The organism is Mesorhizobium sp. 2RAF45, from assembly GCF_052115225.1.
GTDB classification, from domain to species: domain Bacteria; phylum Pseudomonadota; class Alphaproteobacteria; order Rhizobiales; family Rhizobiaceae; genus Mesorhizobium; species Mesorhizobium jarvisii.
Map to the genome: position 1 here is coordinate 910,315 of NZ_JBFRGG010000002.1, position 19,257 is coordinate 929,571.

General features: G+C 65.0%; 21 protein-coding genes. 12 read left to right on the forward strand and 9 right to left on the reverse strand.

Annotated elements, in window-relative coordinates; all coding sequences use genetic code 11:
- The first annotated feature begins 1 nt into the window (after position 1).
- Both AB4Z43_RS09270 and AB4Z43_RS09275 read left to right on the forward strand, forming a co-directional pair.
- Positions 2-868, forward strand: coding sequence for a phosphoenolpyruvate hydrolase family protein (locus tag AB4Z43_RS09270; RefSeq protein ID WP_038649841.1), 867 nt, complete (start codon positions 2-4; stop codon positions 866-868).
- A gap of 4 nt (positions 869-872) precedes the next feature.
- Entirely contained in the window at positions 873-1,292 is a 420-nt protein-coding gene (locus tag AB4Z43_RS09275) for a cupin domain-containing protein (protein WP_019861312.1), read from the forward strand.
- A gap of 82 nt (positions 1,293-1,374) precedes the next feature.
- Here AB4Z43_RS09275 and AB4Z43_RS09280 read toward each other — a convergent pair whose 3' ends face one another.
- Positions 1,375-2,565 (reverse strand): M24 family metallopeptidase, encoded by a 1,191-nt coding sequence (locus tag AB4Z43_RS09280; RefSeq protein ID WP_038649844.1) that lies wholly within the window; start codon positions 2,563-2,565, stop codon positions 1,375-1,377.
- A gap of 366 nt (positions 2,566-2,931) precedes the next feature.
- On the opposite strand from AB4Z43_RS09280, the gene AB4Z43_RS09285 reads away from it, so the two are divergent.
- From AB4Z43_RS09285 to AB4Z43_RS09310, 6 genes are all read left to right on the forward strand, one after another.
- Positions 2,932-4,542 (forward strand): ABC transporter substrate-binding protein, encoded by a 1,611-nt coding sequence (locus tag AB4Z43_RS09285; RefSeq protein ID WP_441937028.1) that lies wholly within the window; start codon positions 2,932-2,934, stop codon positions 4,540-4,542.
- A 258-nt stretch (positions 4,543-4,800) separates the two neighbouring features.
- Positions 4,801-5,787, forward strand: coding sequence for an ABC transporter permease (locus tag AB4Z43_RS09290; protein ID WP_441937030.1), 987 nt, complete (start codon positions 4,801-4,803; stop codon positions 5,785-5,787).
- A complete protein-coding gene (locus AB4Z43_RS09295; protein WP_441937032.1) occupies positions 5,784-6,614 on the forward strand; it encodes an ABC transporter permease in 831 nt (276 codons plus the stop codon). The genes AB4Z43_RS09290 and AB4Z43_RS09295 overlap by 4 nt, the downstream gene beginning before the upstream one ends.
- Complete coding sequence (locus tag AB4Z43_RS09300; RefSeq protein WP_441937034.1) at positions 6,611-7,408, forward strand: ABC transporter ATP-binding protein; 798 nt, start codon at positions 6,611-6,613, stop codon at positions 7,406-7,408. The genes AB4Z43_RS09295 and AB4Z43_RS09300 overlap by 4 nt, the downstream gene beginning before the upstream one ends.
- On the forward strand, positions 7,405-8,190 hold the full coding sequence (locus AB4Z43_RS09305) for an ABC transporter ATP-binding protein (RefSeq protein WP_441937036.1): 786 nt from the start codon (positions 7,405-7,407) through the stop codon (positions 8,188-8,190). The genes AB4Z43_RS09300 and AB4Z43_RS09305 overlap by 4 nt, the downstream gene beginning before the upstream one ends.
- Positions 8,187-8,765, forward strand: coding sequence for an L-2-amino-thiazoline-4-carboxylic acid hydrolase (locus AB4Z43_RS09310; RefSeq protein WP_441937038.1), 579 nt, complete (start codon positions 8,187-8,189; stop codon positions 8,763-8,765). The genes AB4Z43_RS09305 and AB4Z43_RS09310 overlap by 4 nt, the downstream gene beginning before the upstream one ends.
- Here the strand turns inward: AB4Z43_RS09310 and AB4Z43_RS09315 are convergent.
- The 4 genes from AB4Z43_RS09315 to AB4Z43_RS09330 form a co-directional block, all read right to left on the reverse strand.
- Positions 8,762-9,517 carry an ATP-binding cassette domain-containing protein gene (locus tag AB4Z43_RS09315; RefSeq protein ID WP_069093186.1) on the reverse strand — a complete coding sequence of 252 codons (756 nt, stop codon included), beginning with the start codon at positions 9,515-9,517 and terminating at the stop codon, positions 8,762-8,764. The genes AB4Z43_RS09310 and AB4Z43_RS09315 overlap by 4 nt on opposite strands.
- Positions 9,510-10,571 (reverse strand): ABC transporter permease subunit, encoded by a 1,062-nt coding sequence (locus AB4Z43_RS09320; protein WP_019861320.1) that lies wholly within the window; start codon positions 10,569-10,571, stop codon positions 9,510-9,512. The genes AB4Z43_RS09315 and AB4Z43_RS09320 overlap by 8 nt, the downstream gene beginning before the upstream one ends.
- Before the next feature lie 95 nt (positions 10,572-10,666).
- Positions 10,667-11,644, reverse strand: coding sequence for an ABC transporter substrate-binding protein (locus AB4Z43_RS09325; protein ID WP_027047417.1), 978 nt, complete (start codon positions 11,642-11,644; stop codon positions 10,667-10,669).
- Positions 11,645-12,056: 412 nt separating this feature from the next.
- A complete protein-coding gene (locus tag AB4Z43_RS09330; RefSeq protein ID WP_019861322.1) occupies positions 12,057-12,956 on the reverse strand; it encodes a sugar-binding transcriptional regulator in 900 nt (299 codons plus the stop codon).
- Positions 12,957-13,232: 276 nt separating this feature from the next.
- On the opposite strand from AB4Z43_RS09330, the gene AB4Z43_RS09335 reads away from it, so the two are divergent.
- Together AB4Z43_RS09335 and AB4Z43_RS09340 are read left to right on the forward strand one after the other, a co-directional pair.
- On the forward strand, positions 13,233-14,141 hold the full coding sequence (locus AB4Z43_RS09335) for a tagatose-bisphosphate aldolase (RefSeq protein WP_441937041.1): 909 nt from the start codon (positions 13,233-13,235) through the stop codon (positions 14,139-14,141).
- An 84-nt stretch (positions 14,142-14,225) separates the two neighbouring features.
- The gene (locus AB4Z43_RS09340) at positions 14,226-15,662 is read left to right on the forward strand and encodes an ROK family protein (RefSeq protein WP_441937043.1); all 1,437 of its coding nucleotides are present in this window, start codon (positions 14,226-14,228) and stop codon (positions 15,660-15,662) included.
- A gap of 17 nt (positions 15,663-15,679) precedes the next feature.
- Here AB4Z43_RS09340 and AB4Z43_RS09345 read toward each other — a convergent pair whose 3' ends face one another.
- Entirely contained in the window at positions 15,680-16,462 is a 783-nt protein-coding gene (locus AB4Z43_RS09345; protein ID WP_441937045.1) for a DeoR/GlpR family DNA-binding transcription regulator, read from the reverse strand.
- Positions 16,463-16,507: 45 nt separating this feature from the next.
- Here AB4Z43_RS09345 and AB4Z43_RS09350 point away from each other — a divergent pair, with 45 nt between their 5' ends.
- On the forward strand, positions 16,508-16,690 hold the full coding sequence (locus AB4Z43_RS09350; protein ID WP_019861327.1) for a hypothetical protein: 183 nt from the start codon (positions 16,508-16,510) through the stop codon (positions 16,688-16,690).
- Here AB4Z43_RS09350 and AB4Z43_RS09355 read toward each other — a convergent pair whose 3' ends face one another.
- Positions 16,691-17,302 carry an NAD(P)-dependent oxidoreductase gene (locus AB4Z43_RS09355; RefSeq protein ID WP_038649866.1) on the reverse strand — a complete coding sequence of 204 codons (612 nt, stop codon included), beginning with the start codon at positions 17,300-17,302 and terminating at the stop codon, positions 16,691-16,693.
- Positions 17,303-17,338: 36 nt separating this feature from the next.
- Complete coding sequence (locus AB4Z43_RS09360; protein ID WP_441937048.1) at positions 17,339-17,977, reverse strand: DsbA family protein; 639 nt, start codon at positions 17,975-17,977, stop codon at positions 17,339-17,341.
- Positions 17,978-18,116: 139 nt separating this feature from the next.
- On the opposite strand from AB4Z43_RS09360, the gene AB4Z43_RS09365 reads away from it, so the two are divergent.
- Entirely contained in the window at positions 18,117-19,034 is a 918-nt protein-coding gene (locus AB4Z43_RS09365; protein ID WP_019861331.1) for a LysR family transcriptional regulator, read from the forward strand.
- 21 nt (positions 19,035-19,055) lie between these two features.
- On the opposite strand, the gene AB4Z43_RS09370 is transcribed toward AB4Z43_RS09365, so the two are convergent.
- A partial coding sequence (locus tag AB4Z43_RS09370) for a hypothetical protein (protein ID WP_441937050.1) occupies positions 19,056-19,257 on the reverse strand: 202 nt, incomplete at its 5' end.

Sequence of the window (19,257 nt, forward strand, 5' to 3'; positions counted from 1 at the left end):
CATGCCCGCAATACCGCGCAAGGACATACTGAAGAAATTCAGGGGAATGATCGACAAGGGCGTGCCGATCGTCGGCGGTGGCGCCGGCACCGGCCTGTCGGCCAAGGCCGAGGAGGCCGGCGGCATCGACCTGATCATCATCTACAACTCCGGCCGCTACCGCATGGCCGGGCGCGGCTCGGCCGCCGGCCTGCTCGCCTATGGCAATGCCAACGAGATCGTCAAGGAAATGGCCTATGAAGTGCTGCCGGTGGTCAGGCACACGCCGGTGCTGGCCGGCGTCAACGGCACCGACCCGTTCGTCATCATGCCGCTGCTTCTGGCCGAGCTGAAGACGATGGGCTTTTCCGGCGTGCAGAATTTTCCGACCATCGGCCTGTTCGACGGCAGCATGCGGCAGAGTTTCGAGGAGACGGGCATGGGCTTCGGGCTCGAGGTCGACATGATCGCCGAGGCGCACAAGCTCGATCTGCTCACCACCCCCTATGTCTTCAATCCCGACGAGGCGCGCGCCATGACCAAGGCCGGCGCCGACATCGTGGTCGCCCATATGGGTGTGACGACCGGTGGCTCGATCGGCGCCACCTCGGCCAAATCGCTCGACGATTGCGTCGTCGCGATCGACGCCATCGCTGATGCCGCCCGCTCGGTGCGCAAGGACGTCATCCTGCTCTGCCATGGCGGCCCGATCTCGATGCCGGACGATGCCCGCTACATCCTCGACCGCTGCAAAGGCCTGCATGGTTTCTATGGTGCAAGCTCGATGGAACGGCTGCCGGCGGAGGCGGCGATCGCCAGGCAGACAGCCGATTTCAAAGCGGTGACGCTCGGTGGTGAGAAGACCAAACCAAAGAAAAAGAAGGGATGAGACCATGACCGACAAGAGCAAGGTGTTTGTCTATCCGAAGGACGTCAGCGCCTTCGGCTTCGATTGGGGCCGACTGGCGCTGACGGTCGCTCCGGAAGTTAACGGCGCGACCCGCTTTTCCGGCGGTGTCGTCGACCTGCCCTCCGGCAAGGGCCACACCCGCCACAACCATCCGGGCGCCGAGGAAATCATCTTCGTTATCTCCGGCCATGGCGAGCAGATGGTCGAGGACGAGAAGGGCAATCCGGTGGTCGCGAAGGTCGGCCCCGGCTGCACCATCTATGTGCCGGAGAGCCGCTTCCATTCGACGCTGAATACGGGCGACGGCCCAATGCAGCTGTTCGTTGTTTATTCGCCGGCTGGACCGGAACTAGTGTTGCGGGAGTTGCCGGATTTCAGGCTGATTCCGGCGGGCGGGAAGTAACTTTCCTGGACAACGGGGTGTTCTCCCCGTTCTACAGGGAGAAGGTGCCGGCAGGCGGATGAGGGGCGGCGCCGGCCTTCCTTTATAGGGTCCCGCCCCTGTTCCACCCGCGCCCGCGATCACCGAACATCACATAACCAGTCTCCGTGACCGCCAGCGTATCCTCCAGCTTGATGAACCCGCGCGTCGGGTGAAGCATGGTCGTCTCGACCGACAGCACCATGTTCTTCTCCAGCGGCTTGTCCGCATAAGTACCTTCATAGGCCACCGGGTGGTTCGTCATCAGGAACGGCGCCTCATGCGTGATCAGGCCCATGCCGTGGGCGAAGAAATCCGTATAGGGCGCGACCTTGGATTTCTTCAGCACGCCCTCGGCGTGCGAAATCATGTCTCCACCCAGCGTGCCGGCTTTCACCTTGGAGAACGCCGCCTGCTGCACGGTTTCGACCTCGGCCAACAGATCCTCAAGCTCGGCATCAGGCTCGCCCAGAATGCCCATGCGGCAGAGGTCGCCGATATAGCCGTGATAATTGCCGCCGGAATCGATCGACAGCACCTCGCCCTTCTTCCACGCCTGCGGCGAGGCGGCGCGGTTGTGGCTGGAGCCCAGCGTCAGCAGGCAATATTCGAAATGCGCGCCGCGATTGGTCTCCTCGCGCCTGATCTGCTCGATCATCTGGGCCTTGGTCGTGCCTTCGCGCGCCCAGGCGATGGTCGCCAGCATGGAATCGGTGATCAGCTCGGAGGCGGTGCGAAGCTTCTCCAGCTCCGCGTCGGTCTTGATGGCGCGCATGCGCTCCAGCATGTCGGTCGCGTCGATCAGCTTCGCTTCCGGCAATGCCTTGCGGATCAGCGTGTAGGCGTCCGACGGCAGGAAGCCTGGTTCGATGCCGATGCGCGCACCCGCTTTGCCGATCTTTTGCAGATGTTCGACGGCGAGGTTGGCGGCATCGAGCGTGCCCCAGCAGGCGGCATGCAGCGTCGGCGTCCAGAACGGGTTGTTCTGATGCTCACCGCCTTCCATGCGGTTGCCGATATAAGCCGCGTGCTCCGGTCCACCTTTTTCGTAGACGACGATCGGCAGGTAGCGGCTATGGCCGATCGCATCCATGGCGGCAAAGAAGATGAATTTGTAACCGCCCAGCAAATACTGCGTGTTGTGCTTGGAGGTCGCGAGCAGCACATCGATGCCGGCCTCCTCCATCAGCCGGTCGACCCTGGCCTGGTCGAACGGAATATTGCTGACGGCATTCTTGCCCGGCGCAATGTTCATCTCTCTCTCCCTGAATTTGCCCGGGATCGACGCTGTTTCGCTCCCAATCCCTTGGCTGTGGATCAAATCTGCACCATTTTGCCCGCTCTGGTCTAGCCAGAAATCTACCAACGGCGCAGCCAAACGGTCACCAACTCGTCATCTGTCGCGTATTCGCCAAATCTGGTCTTACCAGATAGATCGAATTGAGCCGTTCTCTTAAACTGGTCCAGCGGACGAAAATTTCAAAGCCAAGCCAGGATGCGCCAATTCCGTCTCTGGCGAAACCCATGACAAGGCTCATAATCACTGTCGCAAGGATGCACGCGCCGGCATCCGAGGGGTGTTGTCGCGCCGATCGGGTCGCGCAGAGGACGGAGTTCGATCATGTCAGGTTTCACGATCTCGAGACGCAAGATGCTTGCCGGCTCGGCGATGCTGCTGGCCTCCACGGCCATGCCGAAATTGGCCTTGGCGCAGACGCCGAAGAAGGGCGGCCGGCTGGTGCTCGCCGCCGATTCCGAGCCGCGCAACCTCAACCCGGCGATCGTCGCCTCCAACGGCGTCTTCTTCATCTCCAGCAAGATCGTCGAGACGCTGGCCGAAGCCTCCTTCGACGGTAAGGACGGGCTCGCGCCACGCCTGGCGCTGAGCTGGGAAGGTGCCGCCGACGGGTTGTCGGCGACGTTCAAGCTGCGCGACGGCGTCAAATGGCATGACGGCAAGCCGTTCACCTCGGCCGATGTCGCCTTCTCGGCGCTGCAGATCTGGAAACCGCTGCAGAATCTCGGCCGCACCGTGTTCAAGGATCTGGCCAGCGTCGAGACGCCCGACGATCTCACCGCCGTGTTCAAATTCGCCAAGCCGACGCCGTTCCAGCTGATCCGCAACGCGCTGCCGGCGCTGTCGAGCGTCGTGCCCAAGCACATCTACGAGGTCGGCAAGATCGAGGACAACCCGGCCAACACCGCGCCGATCGGCACCGGCCCGTTCAAGTTCGGCGAGTACAAGGCCGGCCAGTATTACCGACTGACGAAGAACACCGATTATTGGGGCAAGGACGAACCCTATCTCGACGAGATCATCTACCAGGTGCTGCCCGACCGCACGTCCGCGGCAAGCGCGCTGGAAGTCGAGGAGATCCAGCTCGCCGCCTTCTCCGCGGTCCCGCTGGCCGACCTCGACCGCATCTCCAAGGTGCCGGGCCTGAAGGTGATCACCAAGGGCTATGAGGGGCTGACCTACCAGCTCGTCGTCGAGATCAACCATCGCCGCAAGGAACTGGCCGATGTGAAAGTGCGCCAGGCGATCGCGCATGCCATCGACAAGGACTTCGTCGTCAAGACGGTATTCCTCGGCTATGCCGCGACCGCTACCGGCCCTGTGCCGAAGAACGATCCGCAATTCTACACCGCCGACGTCCCGACCTATGCCTTCGACGTCGCCAAGGCTAACGCGCTGCTCGACGAGGCCGGCTACAAGAAGGGCGCTGACGGCAAGCGCTTTTCGCTCAAACTTTTGCCCGCGCCCTATTTCAACGAGACCAAGCAATTCGGCGACTATCTGCGCCAGGCGCTCGCGGCCATCGGCATCGACGCGCAACTGGTCAACAACGACTCCGCCGCGCACATCAAGGCCGTCTACACCGACCACGCCTTCGACCTCGCCGTCGGCCCGCCTGTGTTCCGCGGCGACCCGGCGATTTCGACCACAATCCTGGTGCAGAGCGGCATTCCCGACGGTGTGCCGTTCTCCAACCAGGGCGGCTACAAGAACGACGCGCTGGACGCGCTGATCGCCAAGGCGTCGGAGACGCTCGACACGACGGCCCGCACCGACCTCTACAAGGAGTTCCAGCAAGTGGTGGCCGCCGACCTGCCGCTGATCAACGTCGCCGAATGGAGTTTCATCAGCGTCGCGCGCGACACGGTGGGCAACATCGCCAACAATCCGCGCTGGGCGGTGTCGAACTGGGCGGACACGTATCTGGCGGGCTAGCAAGATCGTCACGGGATGCTTGCGCATCGTTTGGGCGAGTGCTCATCATCGGCGATGAGAGTCCCTTCGCGCATCCCTCTATCTTGCCGGGTAAGGCTGCCGGCTTCACCCTTCCCCTTGTGGGGWGGGTCGACGAGTGGATGCCGCGAAGCGGCAGCCGGTCGGCGGGGTGGGGGGTGTGGCGCAGGCCTGAAAGAGACCCCCACCCCGCTCCGCTTTGCGGAGCGACCCTCCCCACAAGGGGGAGGGTAAGCCAACATGACCCGCGCCCTCATCCTTCTCCGCCGCCGTCTCGTCGGCAGCGTCTTCGTGCTGCTGATCGTTGTCATCGGCACGTTCCTGCTGCTCGAAGCCGCCCCCGGCGATGCCGTTGACGCCTATATCGTGTCGACCGGCGGCGACGCCGGCATGATCGAATTGCTGCGCCATCGCTGGGGCCTCGACCAATCGGAACTGACGCGGCTCGCCAATTATCTCTGGGCTCTGCTGCATCTCGATCTCGGCCAGTCGGTGACCTTCTCCAGGCCGATCCGCGACGTGATTCTCGAACGGTTGCCCAACACACTGCTGCTGATGGTCAGCGCCACCGCGCTGTCCTTCGGGCTGGGTTCCGCCCTCGGCATCTATGCCGGCGCAAGGCCCGGCAGCGCCCGCGATCGCTTCCTGTCGATCGGCTCGCTGGCCCTCTATGCCGTGCCGGGTTTCTGGCTCGGCCTGGTGCTGATCGTCGTCTTCGCCGTCGACCTGCGATGGCTGCCGATCGGCGGCATCGAGACGCTCGCCTCGGACAAGACCGGCCTCGACCGCGCCGCCGACATCGCCATCCATCTCATCCTGCCGGTGGCCGCACTCGGCTTCATCTACCTCGCGCTCTACCTGCGCATGATGCGCGCCGGCATGGCCGAAGCCTGGCGGCAGGATTTTGTCCTCGCCGCCCGCGCCAGGGGGCTGTCGCGCCGCCGCGTCGTGCTCGCCCACGTCGCCCGCAATGCGCTGCTGCCGCTGGTCACCATGCTCGGCCTGCAATCGGCGCAGATGCTGGGCGGCAGCGTCGTCATCGAGAGCGTGTTTTCCGTGCCCGGCCTTGGGCGGCTGGCGCAGGAAGCGGTGGCTTCGCGCGACACGCCTCTGCTGCTCGGCATCATCCTCACCAGCGCCGTCCTGGTCGTCGTCATCAACCTGCTGGTCGACATCGCCTATGCTTTCCTCGATCCGCGCGTCGGCACCGGCGAGGCCGGCGCATGAGCCCGCTCCGCCGTTTCCTGCGCACGCCCGAGGCGGTCGCTGGCGCCATCCTGCTGGCCGCATTGATTGCGATGGCGCTCATCGCACCGCTGCTGTTTCCCGGCGATCCGCAAGCCATCGCCGGCCCAGCGCTGCTGCCGCCTTTCCAGGATTGGTCGCTGCCGCTCGGCACCGATCGGCTCGGCCGCGACGTGCTGGCCGAACTCTTCCACGGCGCCCGCACCTCGCTCGCTGTCGGCCTTGCTGCTGCTGCGGCGGCACTTGCCATCGGCGCGGTGGTCGGGACGCTTGCCGGCTTTGCCGGCGGCCTCGTCGACGAGGTGCTGATGCGCATCACCGATGCCTTCCAGACCGTGCCGAGCTTCCTGCTGGCGCTGGCCTTCGTCAGCGTCGTCGGCCCGTCGCTCGGCATCGTCGTTGCGGCAATAGCGCTCGGCACCTGGACCGGGCCTGCCCGTGTCGCCCGCGCGGAAGTCCTCTCCATTCGCGAACGCGATTATGTCGCCAGCGCGCGTGCCATCGGCATGCATCCGCTCGAAATCGCCTTTCGCGAAGTGCTGCCCAACGCCTTGCCGCCGGTGCTGGCAATGTCCTCGGTGATCGTCGCCGCCGCCATCCTCACCGAAGCGGCGCTGTCCTTCCTCGGCCTCGGCGACCCCAACCGCGTCACCTGGGGCGGCATGATCGCCGAAGGCCGCGCCGTGCTGCGTACCGCGCCCTTCCTGTCGATCGTGCCAGGTATTGCGCTGGTGCTGACCGTGCTCGGCGCCTATCTCGCCGGTGAAGGCATTGTCGAGACGACGGCGGTCAGGCGAAGTCTGTCGTGAGCGCGCTCGCTTCGATCCGCGACCTGACGGTGACCTATCGCCGCGACGGCAACGCAGTGGCGGCGCTGAGGAACATCAGCCTCGACATCGTGGCTGGCGAGCGCCTGGCCATCATCGGCGAAAGCGGCTCCGGCAAGAGCACGCTGGCGCTGGCGATTGCGGGATTGCTGCCGGCTTCTTCAGCGGTTGCCGGAAGAATTGAATGGTCCGGCCTTGGTCGCACACCCCTCCTCGGCCGCGACATCGGCTTCGTCTTCCAGGACCCTTCCGCCAGCCTCGATCCCGTCATGACCATCGGCAAACAGATCGCCGAAGTCGCCCGCACCCATCTCGGCCTCACCTGGTCCCAGGCATACGCCAAGGCCAAAACCTTGCTCGAACGCGTCCGCCTGCCCGACCCGGACTCGGCCCTGCACGCCTTCCCGCACCAGCTCTCCGGCGGTCAGAAGCAGCGCGTGGCGATTGCCGCAGCCATTGCGGCCGGGCCGAAACTGCTGATCGCCGACGAGGCGACCAGCGCGCTCGACACCATCGTGCAGGCAGAGATCGTCGCCTTGATCCGGCGGCTGGTGGCCGAGGACGGCATGACGCTGCTGTTTATAAGCCATGACATCGCGCTGGCGGCCGAACTCGCCGACCGTATCGCCGTGTTCCGCCATGGCCAACTCGTCGAACTTGGCGCGACGGCACAAATTGTCGACGCCCCAACTCAAGCCTACACCCGCACCTTGCTCGACGCCCATATCGGCCTCGACGCCGCACCATTGCTGAACCGAGCCGGGCTCCCCGCATGAGCCTGCTCGCAGTGTCCAACCTCACCAAACACTACCGTCGCGGCGGCAAGACCGTCATTGCAGTCGACGACGTGTCTTTTCACATCGAGCCCGGCGAAACACTGGCGCTGGCCGGCCCTTCCGGCAGCGGCAAGTCGACGATCGCGCGGCTGGTGCTGCGCCTGATCGAGCCGGACGCCGGCGCCATTGAATTCGAGGACAATGATTTCCTCGCCTTGGGTGGTGCTGCGTTGCGCGCACGCCGCGCGCGTCTGCAAATGGTGTTCCAGGATCCGTTGGCCGCCTTCAACCCGCGCGCCACGGTGGCGCATGTCCTCGACGATCCCTTGCGCATCCACGGCATCGCCTCCCGCTCCGAGCGCCCACACCGCATCGCCGCCTTGCTCGAGCGTGTCGGGCTGGCGGCCGATCTCGCGCCCCGCGCCATCCACGAAATCTCCGGCGGCCAGCGACAGCGCGTCGCCATTGCCCGCGCCATCGCCACAAAACCATCGCTGATCGTGCTCGACGAGGCGGTCTCGGCACTCGACGTCTCGGTGCGCGGACAGATCCTCGACCTTTTGCTCGACCTGCAAAGGCAGGAACGGATCGCCTATCTCTTCATTTCCCATGATCTCGGCGTCGTGCGCGCCGTCGCCCACCGCGTCATCCTTCTCGATGCCGGCCGGATCGCCGAGAGCGGCGATGCCCGCGCCGTCATCGACGCCCCGCAGTCAGCCATCGGCAAGGCGTTGGTGGCGGCAGCACCAAGGCTCAAAAGAACCTCACAGGACGCATCATGACCGACCCCGAAGGCAGAGCCGAAAAGCTGTCGCGTGAACTCGATTCCTCCTTCCGCAATCGCGCCGATCTCTATCGCCCTTTCCTCGAAGAACTGACCGGAGAGCTGGGTTCTGACAAGGCCGAGGCGATCATGATCCGCGCCATCGAGCAGCGCGGCAAGGAAGTGGCGGCGGCCGCCTTCGCCAGCTTCGGCGCCAATGATGCGCCTGCGATCGGCGAGGCCTTCCTGGCGGTCAGCCCGGATGGCGGCCTGATGTATCCGACCGATGTCGAACGCGGCGATGACCGCATCGCCTTCAGGGTCAAGCGCTGCCCGTTGAAGGATGCCTGGGTCGAGGCTGGCGTCGGCGACGAAAAGCACGCTTTGCCGCATCGCCGGCGCCTTCGACCGCGGTCGGTTCGAGGCGACCGGCGTGCGCTTCCACAACGTCACCTGGACGCCCGGCCACGGCTCCGGCTGCTGCCACATCGCGCTGACCGATCGCGATGCCGGCTAAGCATTGACGATCTAAGGTGTGTTGAGATTCAGGTCAGGCCGAGCGTCTGCAGGCCGGCAGAACATCACACAGCTTAGCCCCCGACCATCAGCTTGACGACCTCGTCATGGTTGGTCTCGGAGATCTTGCGCTCGCCGGCCTGGATGCCGCGCCGCAGCACGACGATACGGTCCGACACAGCAAAGATGTCCTGCAGATTGTGCGAGATGAAGATCACGCCGCGCCCTTGCGCCTTGAGCTGGTGGATCAGCGAGATCACCTTGCGCTGCTCCGGCACGCCAAGCGCGGCCGTCGGCTCGTCCATGATCAGGATCTGCGCATCCCAGTAGACGGCGCGGCCGATGGCGACGGCCTGGCGCTGGCCGCCGGAGAAATTACTGACCGGGGCCTCGAGCCGGCTGACATGGAAGTCGAGCCGTCCCATCGTTGCCTTGGCCGCTTCGGCCATCGCCTTGCGGTCGAGCACCGGCAGGAAGCCGAACGCCTTGCGAATCGGTTCGCGGCCAAGGAAGATGTTGGCGCCGATCGACAGATTGTCGGCGAGCGCCAGATCCTGGTAGATCGTCTCGATGCCCTTCTCGCGCGCCTCCTGTGGCGTCGCGAACGTCACCGGCTGACCCCGCAGGAGGATCTCGCCACCAGTCGGCTGGAACACGCCCGATATCGCCTTGATCAGCGTCGTCTTGCCGGCGCCGTTGTCACCGGCCAGCGCCACCACTTCGCCCGGCCGCACGGCCATGGAGAAGTCGTTGAGCGCACGCACGGCGCCGAAATGCTTGGAGAGATTCCGGACTTCCAGCAGGGGTGCGTTCTGGTTGGTGCTATTCATCCTGACGGGCTCCACTGAACCGGCGCTGCGCCTGGTCGATAAGGACGGAAATGATGATGACGACGCCGACGGCGATGAACTGCCAGAACGGCTCGACATTGACGAAGACCAGCCCGTACTGGATGACCGCGATCACCAGCGCGCCGGCGACCGTGCCGAAAATGGTGCCGGAGCCGCCGAACAGGCTGGCGCCGCCGATGACCACCGCCGCGACGCTGTCGAGCAGCAGTGGCTCGCCCGCCTGCGCCGCGCCCGCCGTGAAGCGCGCGGCATAGAGCGCGCCGCCGAGGCCGGCGCACATCGCCGACAGCACGTAGAGCCGCAATATGTGGCCCCTGATGTCGATGCCGGCCCGCCGCGCTGCCTGCACATTGGCGCCGATGGCATAATTGTGCTGGCCGAACCGGGTCTGGCTGAGCAGGTAGTGCATGACGATGACGAAGACCGCGGTGATCAGCACCAGATAGGGCACGCCATAGAACTTGCCGTTGCCGAGCAGCGCGAACCAGGAATTCTGCACCGGCACGGTGGTGCCGCCGGCAAGCAGGAAGGCGGCGCCGCGCGCGACGCCGAACATGCCGAGCGTGCCGATGAAGGGCGGCACCTTGAGCCGCGAGATCAGCAGGCCGTTGATAACACCCGGCACGCCGGCAACGATCACCGAGGCAAGGATGCCCGCCAGCATGGCCAGCGGCAGGGGAATGGCGGCGCCCGCCATGTTGGTGGCATGCGCGGCGATGACGGCGGCCAGCCCCATGATGAAGCCGAGCGACAGGTCGATGCCGCCGGAAATGATGACGAAGGTCTGCCCGGTCGCCAGCAGCAGCGGCGCCACGGCGAAGATGGCGATGGACTGCAGGTTGAATGGATTGAGGACGAAGGTCGCGCCGAAGGCGAGCCGCGACCAGACCTCGAAACAGATGAGCAGTCCGGCCAGGAACAGCCAAGCGCGCCCTTCGGCGATGCGTGCGACCAGGCTTCGGGCCGGATCGCCATGATCGGCCTGAGGGGCGACATGCTTCTCGGCAGGCTGGGCTGGTGATGTCGAGGTCATGGATACTCCGCGGCGCCTTCAGACAGGTCTCGATTGGCGAGGGACCCGGTGCAGGCTCCCCCCGGCGGACCGGGAGGAGCCAGACTGTGCTAGACTTACTCGGAGTAGAGATACTTCGAGATGTTCGGGTCCGCGATGTTGGACTTGTCCATGATCGTGAAGCCGGTGCCGATCGTGACCGGGATCGAATGGCCGGTCAGGTGGGCATAGGCCGAGACAACGCCGTAATAGCCGATCTCGGCCGGATGCTGGGCGATCGCCACGTCGACCAGGCCGGTGTTGATGTTGTCGACGATGCTGGTCGGCGCATCGAAGGCGACGACCTTGACCGTACCGGTCTGTCCCGCCTGCTTGACGCCGTTGGCGGCACCCAGCGCCGAGAACAGATTGGCACCGAAGACACCGACCAGATCGGGATTGCGCGCGAACACCGCCTGCAGTTGCGAAGCCGCCTTGTTGGCGTCGTCGTCATTGAACTGGGTTTCCAGCACGGTGATGCCCGGATGCTTGGCCATCTCCTTCTTGAAGCCTTCTTCGCGCTGGTCAGTGGTCGAGATGCCGGGCTTGACGTTCGAGACGTAGACCTTGCCCTTGTCGCCAATGGACGTGGCCAGAGCCCGCGCCGCGATCTCGCCACCCAGTACATTGTCCGACGCGATGTAAGACAGCGGGAAATCGGCATCGCCGGCGCCGGTCTGGTAGACGCCGCTGCCGATGAAAGTGTCGACCGTGATGACCGGAATGCCGGCGTCATTGGCCTTGCGCAGCGGCTCGACCAGCTGAACCTTGTCGGTCGGCGCGATCAGGATTGCATCCGGCTTCTTGGCGATGACCGCGTCGAGCACCGGCACCTGGGTGACCGGGTTGAAGTCCGGCGCACCCTGGAAGACCAGGTTGACGCCAAGCGCGTCGGCCGCCGCTTGGGCGCCCTTGCGCATGGTGATGTAGAAGCCGTCGGTGGTCAGGCCGGGAATGAGCGCAATGGTGTATTTCTTGTCCTGCGCCTGCGCGGGCGCAATCAGCACCGTGGCACTGACGGCGAGCGCCGCGAGCGCGGCAACGATCTTCTTCATGACATCCTCCTCATTGTTGGCAGATCTGCCGTTTGCAAGTGACATTGGAATGGCCGTCATCCGTTCGGATGCCGACGGCCGGGAACGCCTGTTTGCCTTTTGCGGGCAGCTCCTCCCAAGCGCCCTCCAGTCGATATGTCGGCCGGTCAGTCGCCGGCGCACCTGGCCACAGCCTCGTTCCTAGCCTCCGCGAGGTCCGGCAAACTGTGTCCCACGCCTCGCCTTGCCGGCGGGCGTTCGAACTTGTAACACTTTGCAGAAATAAATTGCAACTCGGTTTTTCCGAGTTGGTAGCGCCGGGCTTTTCACACCGTACGACATCCGATTGCTCCGCAGAGCCCCGGTCAACTATCACCCGGGGCTTTCGGCGGCACAACTGGTTTTCGTGACGGCGTCCTGCCTGGACTATTCGTTACGCGAGCGCTGCGAGGATGGCCTGCGCCGTCTTGGTATCCGTCACCAACGTGTTGATGAGACCGGCGCGAACGGCTGCAATAATTGCCGTCGCCTTTTCCGGCGACGCGGCAAGGCCGATGACCAGTGGCACCGCGCGCAACTGCGCCGGCGACATGGCGATCATCCGGCTCTCCCCTTCCCAGGCAATCAGCGTGCCCTCGGCATCGAAGTAGTGGCGAAGCACGTCACCGGCGGCATGAACCAGCGCCTGCTCGCTCGGCGTGGCGGCGCTCGCCTCTGGGGCATTGATGGCATGCGGCAGGCCGATACCGACGATCGCGACATCGGTCCTCTCCCACAAAGCGACGGCATCGCGGATGGCGGTGTCGCGCAGGAAGACCTCGCGCAATTCGCTGGACGGCAGATAGGGGGCATGGATGAAATGCGGCGTGCCGCCGAACTCCTCGGCGGCAAGCCGCACGAATTCATTGACCTGAAAATGCGCCGCCTGCTGCTGCATGCCGCCGGTGGCGGCCACGGTCAGCACGCCAGGCATCCGCGGCAGGCCGGCCCGGATGACTTCGCGCACGGCGCGCCCCCAGCCGATGGCGACGACGGAGCCCGCCACCAGCTGCGCCTGCCTGAGCAACCCGCCAAGGGGTGCGGCGAGCGCCGCAAGCGTGCCCGCCGCCGGCGTCTCGACCACAGCGGCATCGCGCAATTTCAAGCCGTCGATCAGCTGCCTGGTGATGTCCTCCGGCGTTGCCAGGTCGAGAACCTCGATGCGGACAATGCCCTCGGCCCGCGCCCGCTGCAGCAAGCGCGAAATCGTCGCGGTGGAGACGCCGAGCCGGCGAGCAATATCGACCTGCGACATCTCCTCCACATAATGCAGCTTGGCCACCGTGTGCAGCATCGTCCGCGATGCGGTCGCATCCTGGATGGGAGGGGAAGACAGCTTGCAATTCCTTTCAGCAACGTGTTACATACACATAGGCCGACGGGAGTTATCGCGCAAATCCAGCCAACTCGCAACGTGCGGCGGCTCGCGGGCCGCGAGCCCGGCGAGGCGCTTTCTTCGAAGGCGATGGCGCGTCGCGGCTTCCTGCCGGCAGGCGGGCAGAACTGAACATCGTTGTTTCCACGGGATCCGCGCCCTTCGTCTAGAGAGCGCCAACATCGGATTGAGACCATGACCAAGATGACCACCGCGGAACTGCGCGGCTACCAGCAGATATGTGGCAAGGACGGGGCCATGCTGGCCATCGCCTGCGACCAGCGCGGCGGCATGCGGACCTTGCTGGCGTCGGACCCGGACGAACAGGCCAAGATCACCAATGACATGCTCGGCGACACCAAGGCCGACATCACGCGCTACCTCGCCAGTGCGGCGTCCTGCGTGCTGCTCGACCCGCTCTGCGCGGTGCCGCGCATTGTCGACGAAGGCGTCTTGAACCGCGATACGGCGCTGCTCATCGGCCTCGACGCTTCCGGTTTCGATATCTCTCCCGAAGGTTACCGCCTGTCGCGCCTCGTTCCCGGCATCGACGCGCGCCGCGTCCGCGCACTCGGCGGCACCGGCGGCAAGATCATGGTGTATCTCAGAGCCGACAAGCCTGAAGCCAACGACCACAACATCGCCATCCTGCGCCAGTGCATCGCCGATTTCGGGCAGGAAGACCTGCTGCTGGTCGTCGAGTTCCTGACCTACCAGCTCGACGGGGAAAGCCCCGAGGACTATGCGGCCAAGACGCCATGGCTTGTCGAGGAAGGCACCAGGATTTCGCTGGAGTGTGGCGCCAAGGTGCTGAAGCTTCCATACCCCGGAACGCAGCAAGCCTGCGCCAACATCACCAAAATGGCCGGCGACGTGCCTTGGGCGGTGCTGTCGGCCGGCGTCAACCACGCGACCTTTCTCGGCCAGGTCGAGATCGCCATGCAGAATGGCGCCTCGGGCGTCATCGCCGGCCGCTCGCTGTGGAAGGATTGCATCTCGCTTGACCGTGACATCCAGCGCGAAAGGCTTAAGACCATCGCAGTGCCGCGATTGCGTGAAATCCAGGCCGTGATCGGGCACTACCGGCAGAAAGCCGCTGCCTGACAGTTGCGTTGGACGAGAGCTGATCCAGCGAAAGTGTGAAGCGGCTTTGCGTCCGGAATTGCGTGAACACAGATGCAGGACGCCATGCCTCAGAGCATAGGAATAGATATCGGCGGCACCAATCTGCGTGCCGCCCGCATTTCCGGCACCGGTGAAATCCTCAAGCGCGTTTCCGAAAAAAGCGCGCCCGACCCGGAGCTGGTGCTCGGTCGTATCGCTGACATGGTGCGCCTTCTCGACACGCCGGATGTGAAGACCATCGGCGTCGGCGTTCCGGGCCGCGTCGATGCGCGGCGCGGCGCGGTGCTGTCGGGCGGCTATGTCAACCTCGCCTCGGTTGCGCTGGCCCAGCGCCTGGAAGACATGACAGGCAAGCCTGTCGTCATCGACAATGACTGCAACATGGCGCTGGCCGCCGAGATGGCGCTCGGCGCCGGGCGCGGCCATGGCAACATCGTCATGTTCACCATCGGCACCGGCATTGGCGGCGCCGTCGCCCAGGATCGGCGGATCACGCGTGGTTCGGCAACGGCGGGCCAGCTCGGCCACATCACCGTCGACGTCAATGGCGAGGTCTGCGCCTGCGGCCGTCGCGGCTGCGTCGAGACCACCAGTTCGGGAACCGCGCTCGGCCGTCATATTGCGCGCGCCGGGCTCGGCGCCGATACTTCGGTCGATCAGCTCTTTGCCCGCGATGCAGCCGGCGATATCCAGGCGCGCGGCGTACTGGACGCCTGGGCGAAACCGCTGCGGGCCGCCATCGACACCGCCGTTGCCATGCTCGCTCCCGATCTGGTGCTGCTTGGCGGCGGCCTTGGCCGGGCGGCTCACGCAGCACTCGGCCGCGCGCCGGCGCTGGCCCCCTGGTACCAATGCCAGGTCGAAGCAGCACAACTCGGCGACGACGCCGGCGTGATCGGCGCCGGCCTCCAGGCACTGGCGGGGGACCAGCACACGTCGCCCTCGACCCAGTCCAGCCGCCTGCGGCGCGCCGTGCTCGTCAACGGCATCCCCGCCAGCGGCAAGAGCACCGTCTCGCGCGGCATCGCCGATCGCATGGGCTGGCCGCTGCTGGCGCTCGACACGATTAAGAACCCCTTTCTCGAAGTGCTCGGCGGCGGCGACCGCCTGTTCAACCGCACGCTGGGCCGCGGCAGCTACCAGGCGATCTGGTCGGTGGTCGGCGAAGCGCCGGCCGGCACCACCTTCATCGTCGATGCCTGGTTCGGCTTCCAGCCGCGCGAGGTTCTCGAGGATCATCTGCGAAATGCCGGCGTCGAGCAGACTTTCGAAATCTGGTGCCACGCGCCCGGCAAGGTGCTCGCCGAGCGCTATGGCGCCCGCCTCGACCAGCGCCCCGCTGGCCATCCCGGTGCCGCCTATATTCCCGAACTGATCGAGCTCGCCAAGCGCGCCGAGCCGCTGCGGCGCGGACCGCTCTTCGACGTCGACACGACGAAGCCGATCGACTTCGATGCCATCACGGCCTGGTTGCGGGCGACGATGGCCGGCGGCGCATAGACAGTCGGAAGACCCGTTCAGTCGCCGCTATAGACGTGAAGTTCCGTTCCGGCCGCTTCGATGACCGCGCGCAGCGCCGGTTGCGGCTCACGATCCGTGACGATGTCGGAAAGCGCGCTGAGAGCGCAGATCCGTTCGAGGCTGTTGCGGCCGAACTTGTCGTTGGTCACCACAAGCGCTGTGGACAGCGCGCGAGAGATCATAGCCCGCTTGACCGCCGCCGCCCCCGAGATCATGTCGCTGGGCCCGTCCGCGGACAGGCTCGATGCTCCGATGATGGCAATGTCGGCATTGTAGCGCCTGACGAATTCCACCGTATCCTCACCGACCACGCTGGCTTCTCGGCTGTCATAGGCGCCGGGGCACAGGATGACCCGAAAGCTCGGATTGGCGCCGGTCACCGAGGCCACGCCGATGGAGTTGGTGATGATCGTCAGCTCCCGCTTCAGCTGCGAGAGACCGCGCGCCACCTCATAGGTCGTCGAGCCGCCATCGATCATCACGATCTGGCCCTTCTCAACCAGTCCGGCCGCACCGCGCCCGATCCGCGCACGCTCCTCGATCATGGTCTGGCTGCGCTCGGCGATCACCGGCTCGGATGTCGCCAGCGAGATCGTCGCACCGCCATAGGTTCGGTTGAGCAACCCCGCATCGCCAAGCTCGATAAGGTCGCGCCGGATCGTTTCGCCGGCGACACCCAGGCGCAAAGCGAGCCTGGAAACACGGATCGAGGCCGAGCGGCGCACTTCCGACAGGATGAGCTCATGCCGCTCCTTCTTCGACAGCCGGCTCTGCTCCATGATCTGTCCTCCGCGAAGTCTGGAACATTAGCGGCACCGACGTTGATGGGGAAGGAGTCCCGCGAGCACGATTTGAGCGCCGAGGAACGCGCCTTCGTCGAACGCCGCCGCCAGGAGCTGAGACAGGACGGCCTCGTCACCGAAACTTATCGGCGCGTCGGCGTCCGCGAAGCCCTGATGCGGCTGGCGTCGGCCGGTCCCGATCGAGACACGGCCGCTGCCGTCTGATTAATAGCCGACCGTAAAACGCTGCCTGATGTGGGCCGGCTTCTCGATCTCGTCGACCATGACGATGGCGTAGTCCTCGAAGGAGATGCTGCTGCCCTTGTCCGAGGCCAGTAGCGTGTCCTTGCCAAGACGGTATTTGCCGGTGCGCTCGCCCGGGACGAACATGGCGGAGGGCGACAGGAACGTCCAATCGAGGTCGCCGACGGTTTTCAGCTTGTCGAGGAAGTCGGCGCCCTTCTGTGCCTCGGCCTTGTAGATCGCAGGGAATTCGGGCGTGTCGACCAGCCTTTTACCGGGCGCGACCTCAAGGCTGCCGGCGCCGCCGACAATGAGATAGCGCTTGACGCCGGAAGCACGCACTGCGGCGATCAGCGTGTCGGGGTCGCTGTCAACGAAATGCACGGCGCTGATCACCACATCATGACCATGGATCAGCCTGGCGAGACCTTCCTTGTCGAAGACATCGCCCTTCCTGGCCGTCACACGGGGCAGCGCGGCGATTTTTTCGGGGTGGCGGGCAATGCCGGTGACCGTATGGCCACGGTCGGAGAGTTCCTCGAGCAGGCGCGAACCGACAGCGCCCGATGCGCCGATGAGAGCGACTTTTGCCATGTCCTTTTCCAGTCCTTGTTGGAGGTCAGTTGTGGATCACGCCGCCGCGATATGGGCGACGAGATTGTCGAAGCTGCCAAACAGCGCATTCGAACCGATGAGCCGCGGTGCATCGTTGCGGATGACTGCCAGCGAAGGCACGCCGTTGGCATGCAGGCGCTGGAACAGCTCTCGGCCACGGCCGACCAGTTCGGCATGAACCGTCAGCACGGTTTCGGCCGGCTTCCTCAGCATGGCGGCGGCATCGGCCATGCCGGTATCGGCGAGCACGGCGGCTACGCCTTCGGCAGTCACGATATCTCGGCCGTCGACATAGCGCGCACGCTGGATCGCCTTCAGTGCTGTGAGCCGTCGGCTGGGATCTTCCAGTCCGGCGGCGCTGATGCCGAGGGTTGCCGCATGCGAGTCGAGCAAAGTGCCACGGATGCCGAGGACATTGCGCTGATAGGCCTGCGTGAATGCCTGTCCGGTCAGACGCTCGATGCGCTGGTCGTTCGCCCATGCATGTGCGGCAAAGCCTTCATCCATCGGCAGCGCACCGGCGCCGGAGAACAGCCCGGTCGCCAGCGGCTCGATGCGCACGCCGCTGGCCGACAGCCTGTCCAGCATCGGCATGGCGCCGTAGCACCAGCCGCAGAGCGGATCGAAAAGGTAAGTCACGTCTGAATTACTCACGAGCGCTGCCTTCCTTGGTACGGACTGTCGGCTGACGGGCCGCCAAAAAGTCTTGGCCGTATGTGGCAGGCGGAGGTCTTGCTATAAACAGCGCTCAATAATACAAACTGTCTGATTTAATCATACAAAAGCAGTCGCCTTGGCCGACCTTCTGAACCTCAATCGGCTCGTCTACTTCACCACCGTCATGGAAACCGGCTCGTTCACATCAGCTGCGGACCGGCTTGGCGTCGCCAAGGCCGTGGTCAGCCATCAAGTCGGCAGGCTCGAAGAGGAACTGGGCGCGACGCTGCTGCAGCGCACGACGCGGCGCGTCACCCCGACGGAAGACGGTCGCCTCTTTTATGATCGCGCGATGATCATCCTGCGTGAGGCGGAGTCGGCCTATGGCGAGATTTCGCAGGCAGCGGTCGAGCCGAGCGGAACGCTGAGGCTGACCGCGCCGCTCGACTACGGCACCAGAGTGGTGGCGCCGGTCATGGCGGCATATCTGAAAGCCTATCCGCAGATGCGCGTCGAAGCGATCTTCGACGACGCGGTGAGCAATCTGGTCGACGAGCAGATCGATCTCGGCATCCGCGTCGGCTGGCTTGCTGATTCCTCTAACCAGGCGCGGCGACTGGGCACGATTCAACAGATCGTCGTTGCGAGCCCAGCCTTTGCGGCAGACCTGCCCGCGGATGCGAACCCGAACCAGGCGCGATCGCTGGCCTGGGTCGGCAATGCCCAGTTGCGCGGCGTCGGCCAATGGTTGTTCTCTAAGGACGGCGACACGGTGCTGACCGAACTCAATCCCGTCGTCGTCTGCGACAAAAGCCCGGCGGCCTATGCTTGCGTGCTCGCCGGCATCGGTCTGGGCATATTTCCTGACTATGCGGTCGATGAGGATATCGTCGGGGGTCGGCTTGTGCGGATATTCGCGCAGTGGACCTTGCCGACCGGCGGCATCCACGCGGTGTTCCCGCCGGCCCGCTTCCGGCCCGCCAAGGTGCGCGCCTTCGTCGAATTGCTCGCCGCGGCCGAGCGAAAGCGAGCACGCGGCGTCGCCAGGGGGTGACTCCGCACACAGAACGCAATGTCAGTGGAGGCTTACATCGGAACGCTTTGGCCTTAGCCGTGTTTCGATCGTGCCCAAACGCAAAACGGCCCGCTGGTTTGAGCCAGGCGGGCCGTTTATGATTTGGTTTTGGGGAGAGGCTTTGCGTTTCTGACCGGCGGCGTCGGCAAGGCCTCGTTGCGGACGGCTGATGAGGGTTAACTCGCCGGGCACCACGGCTAAA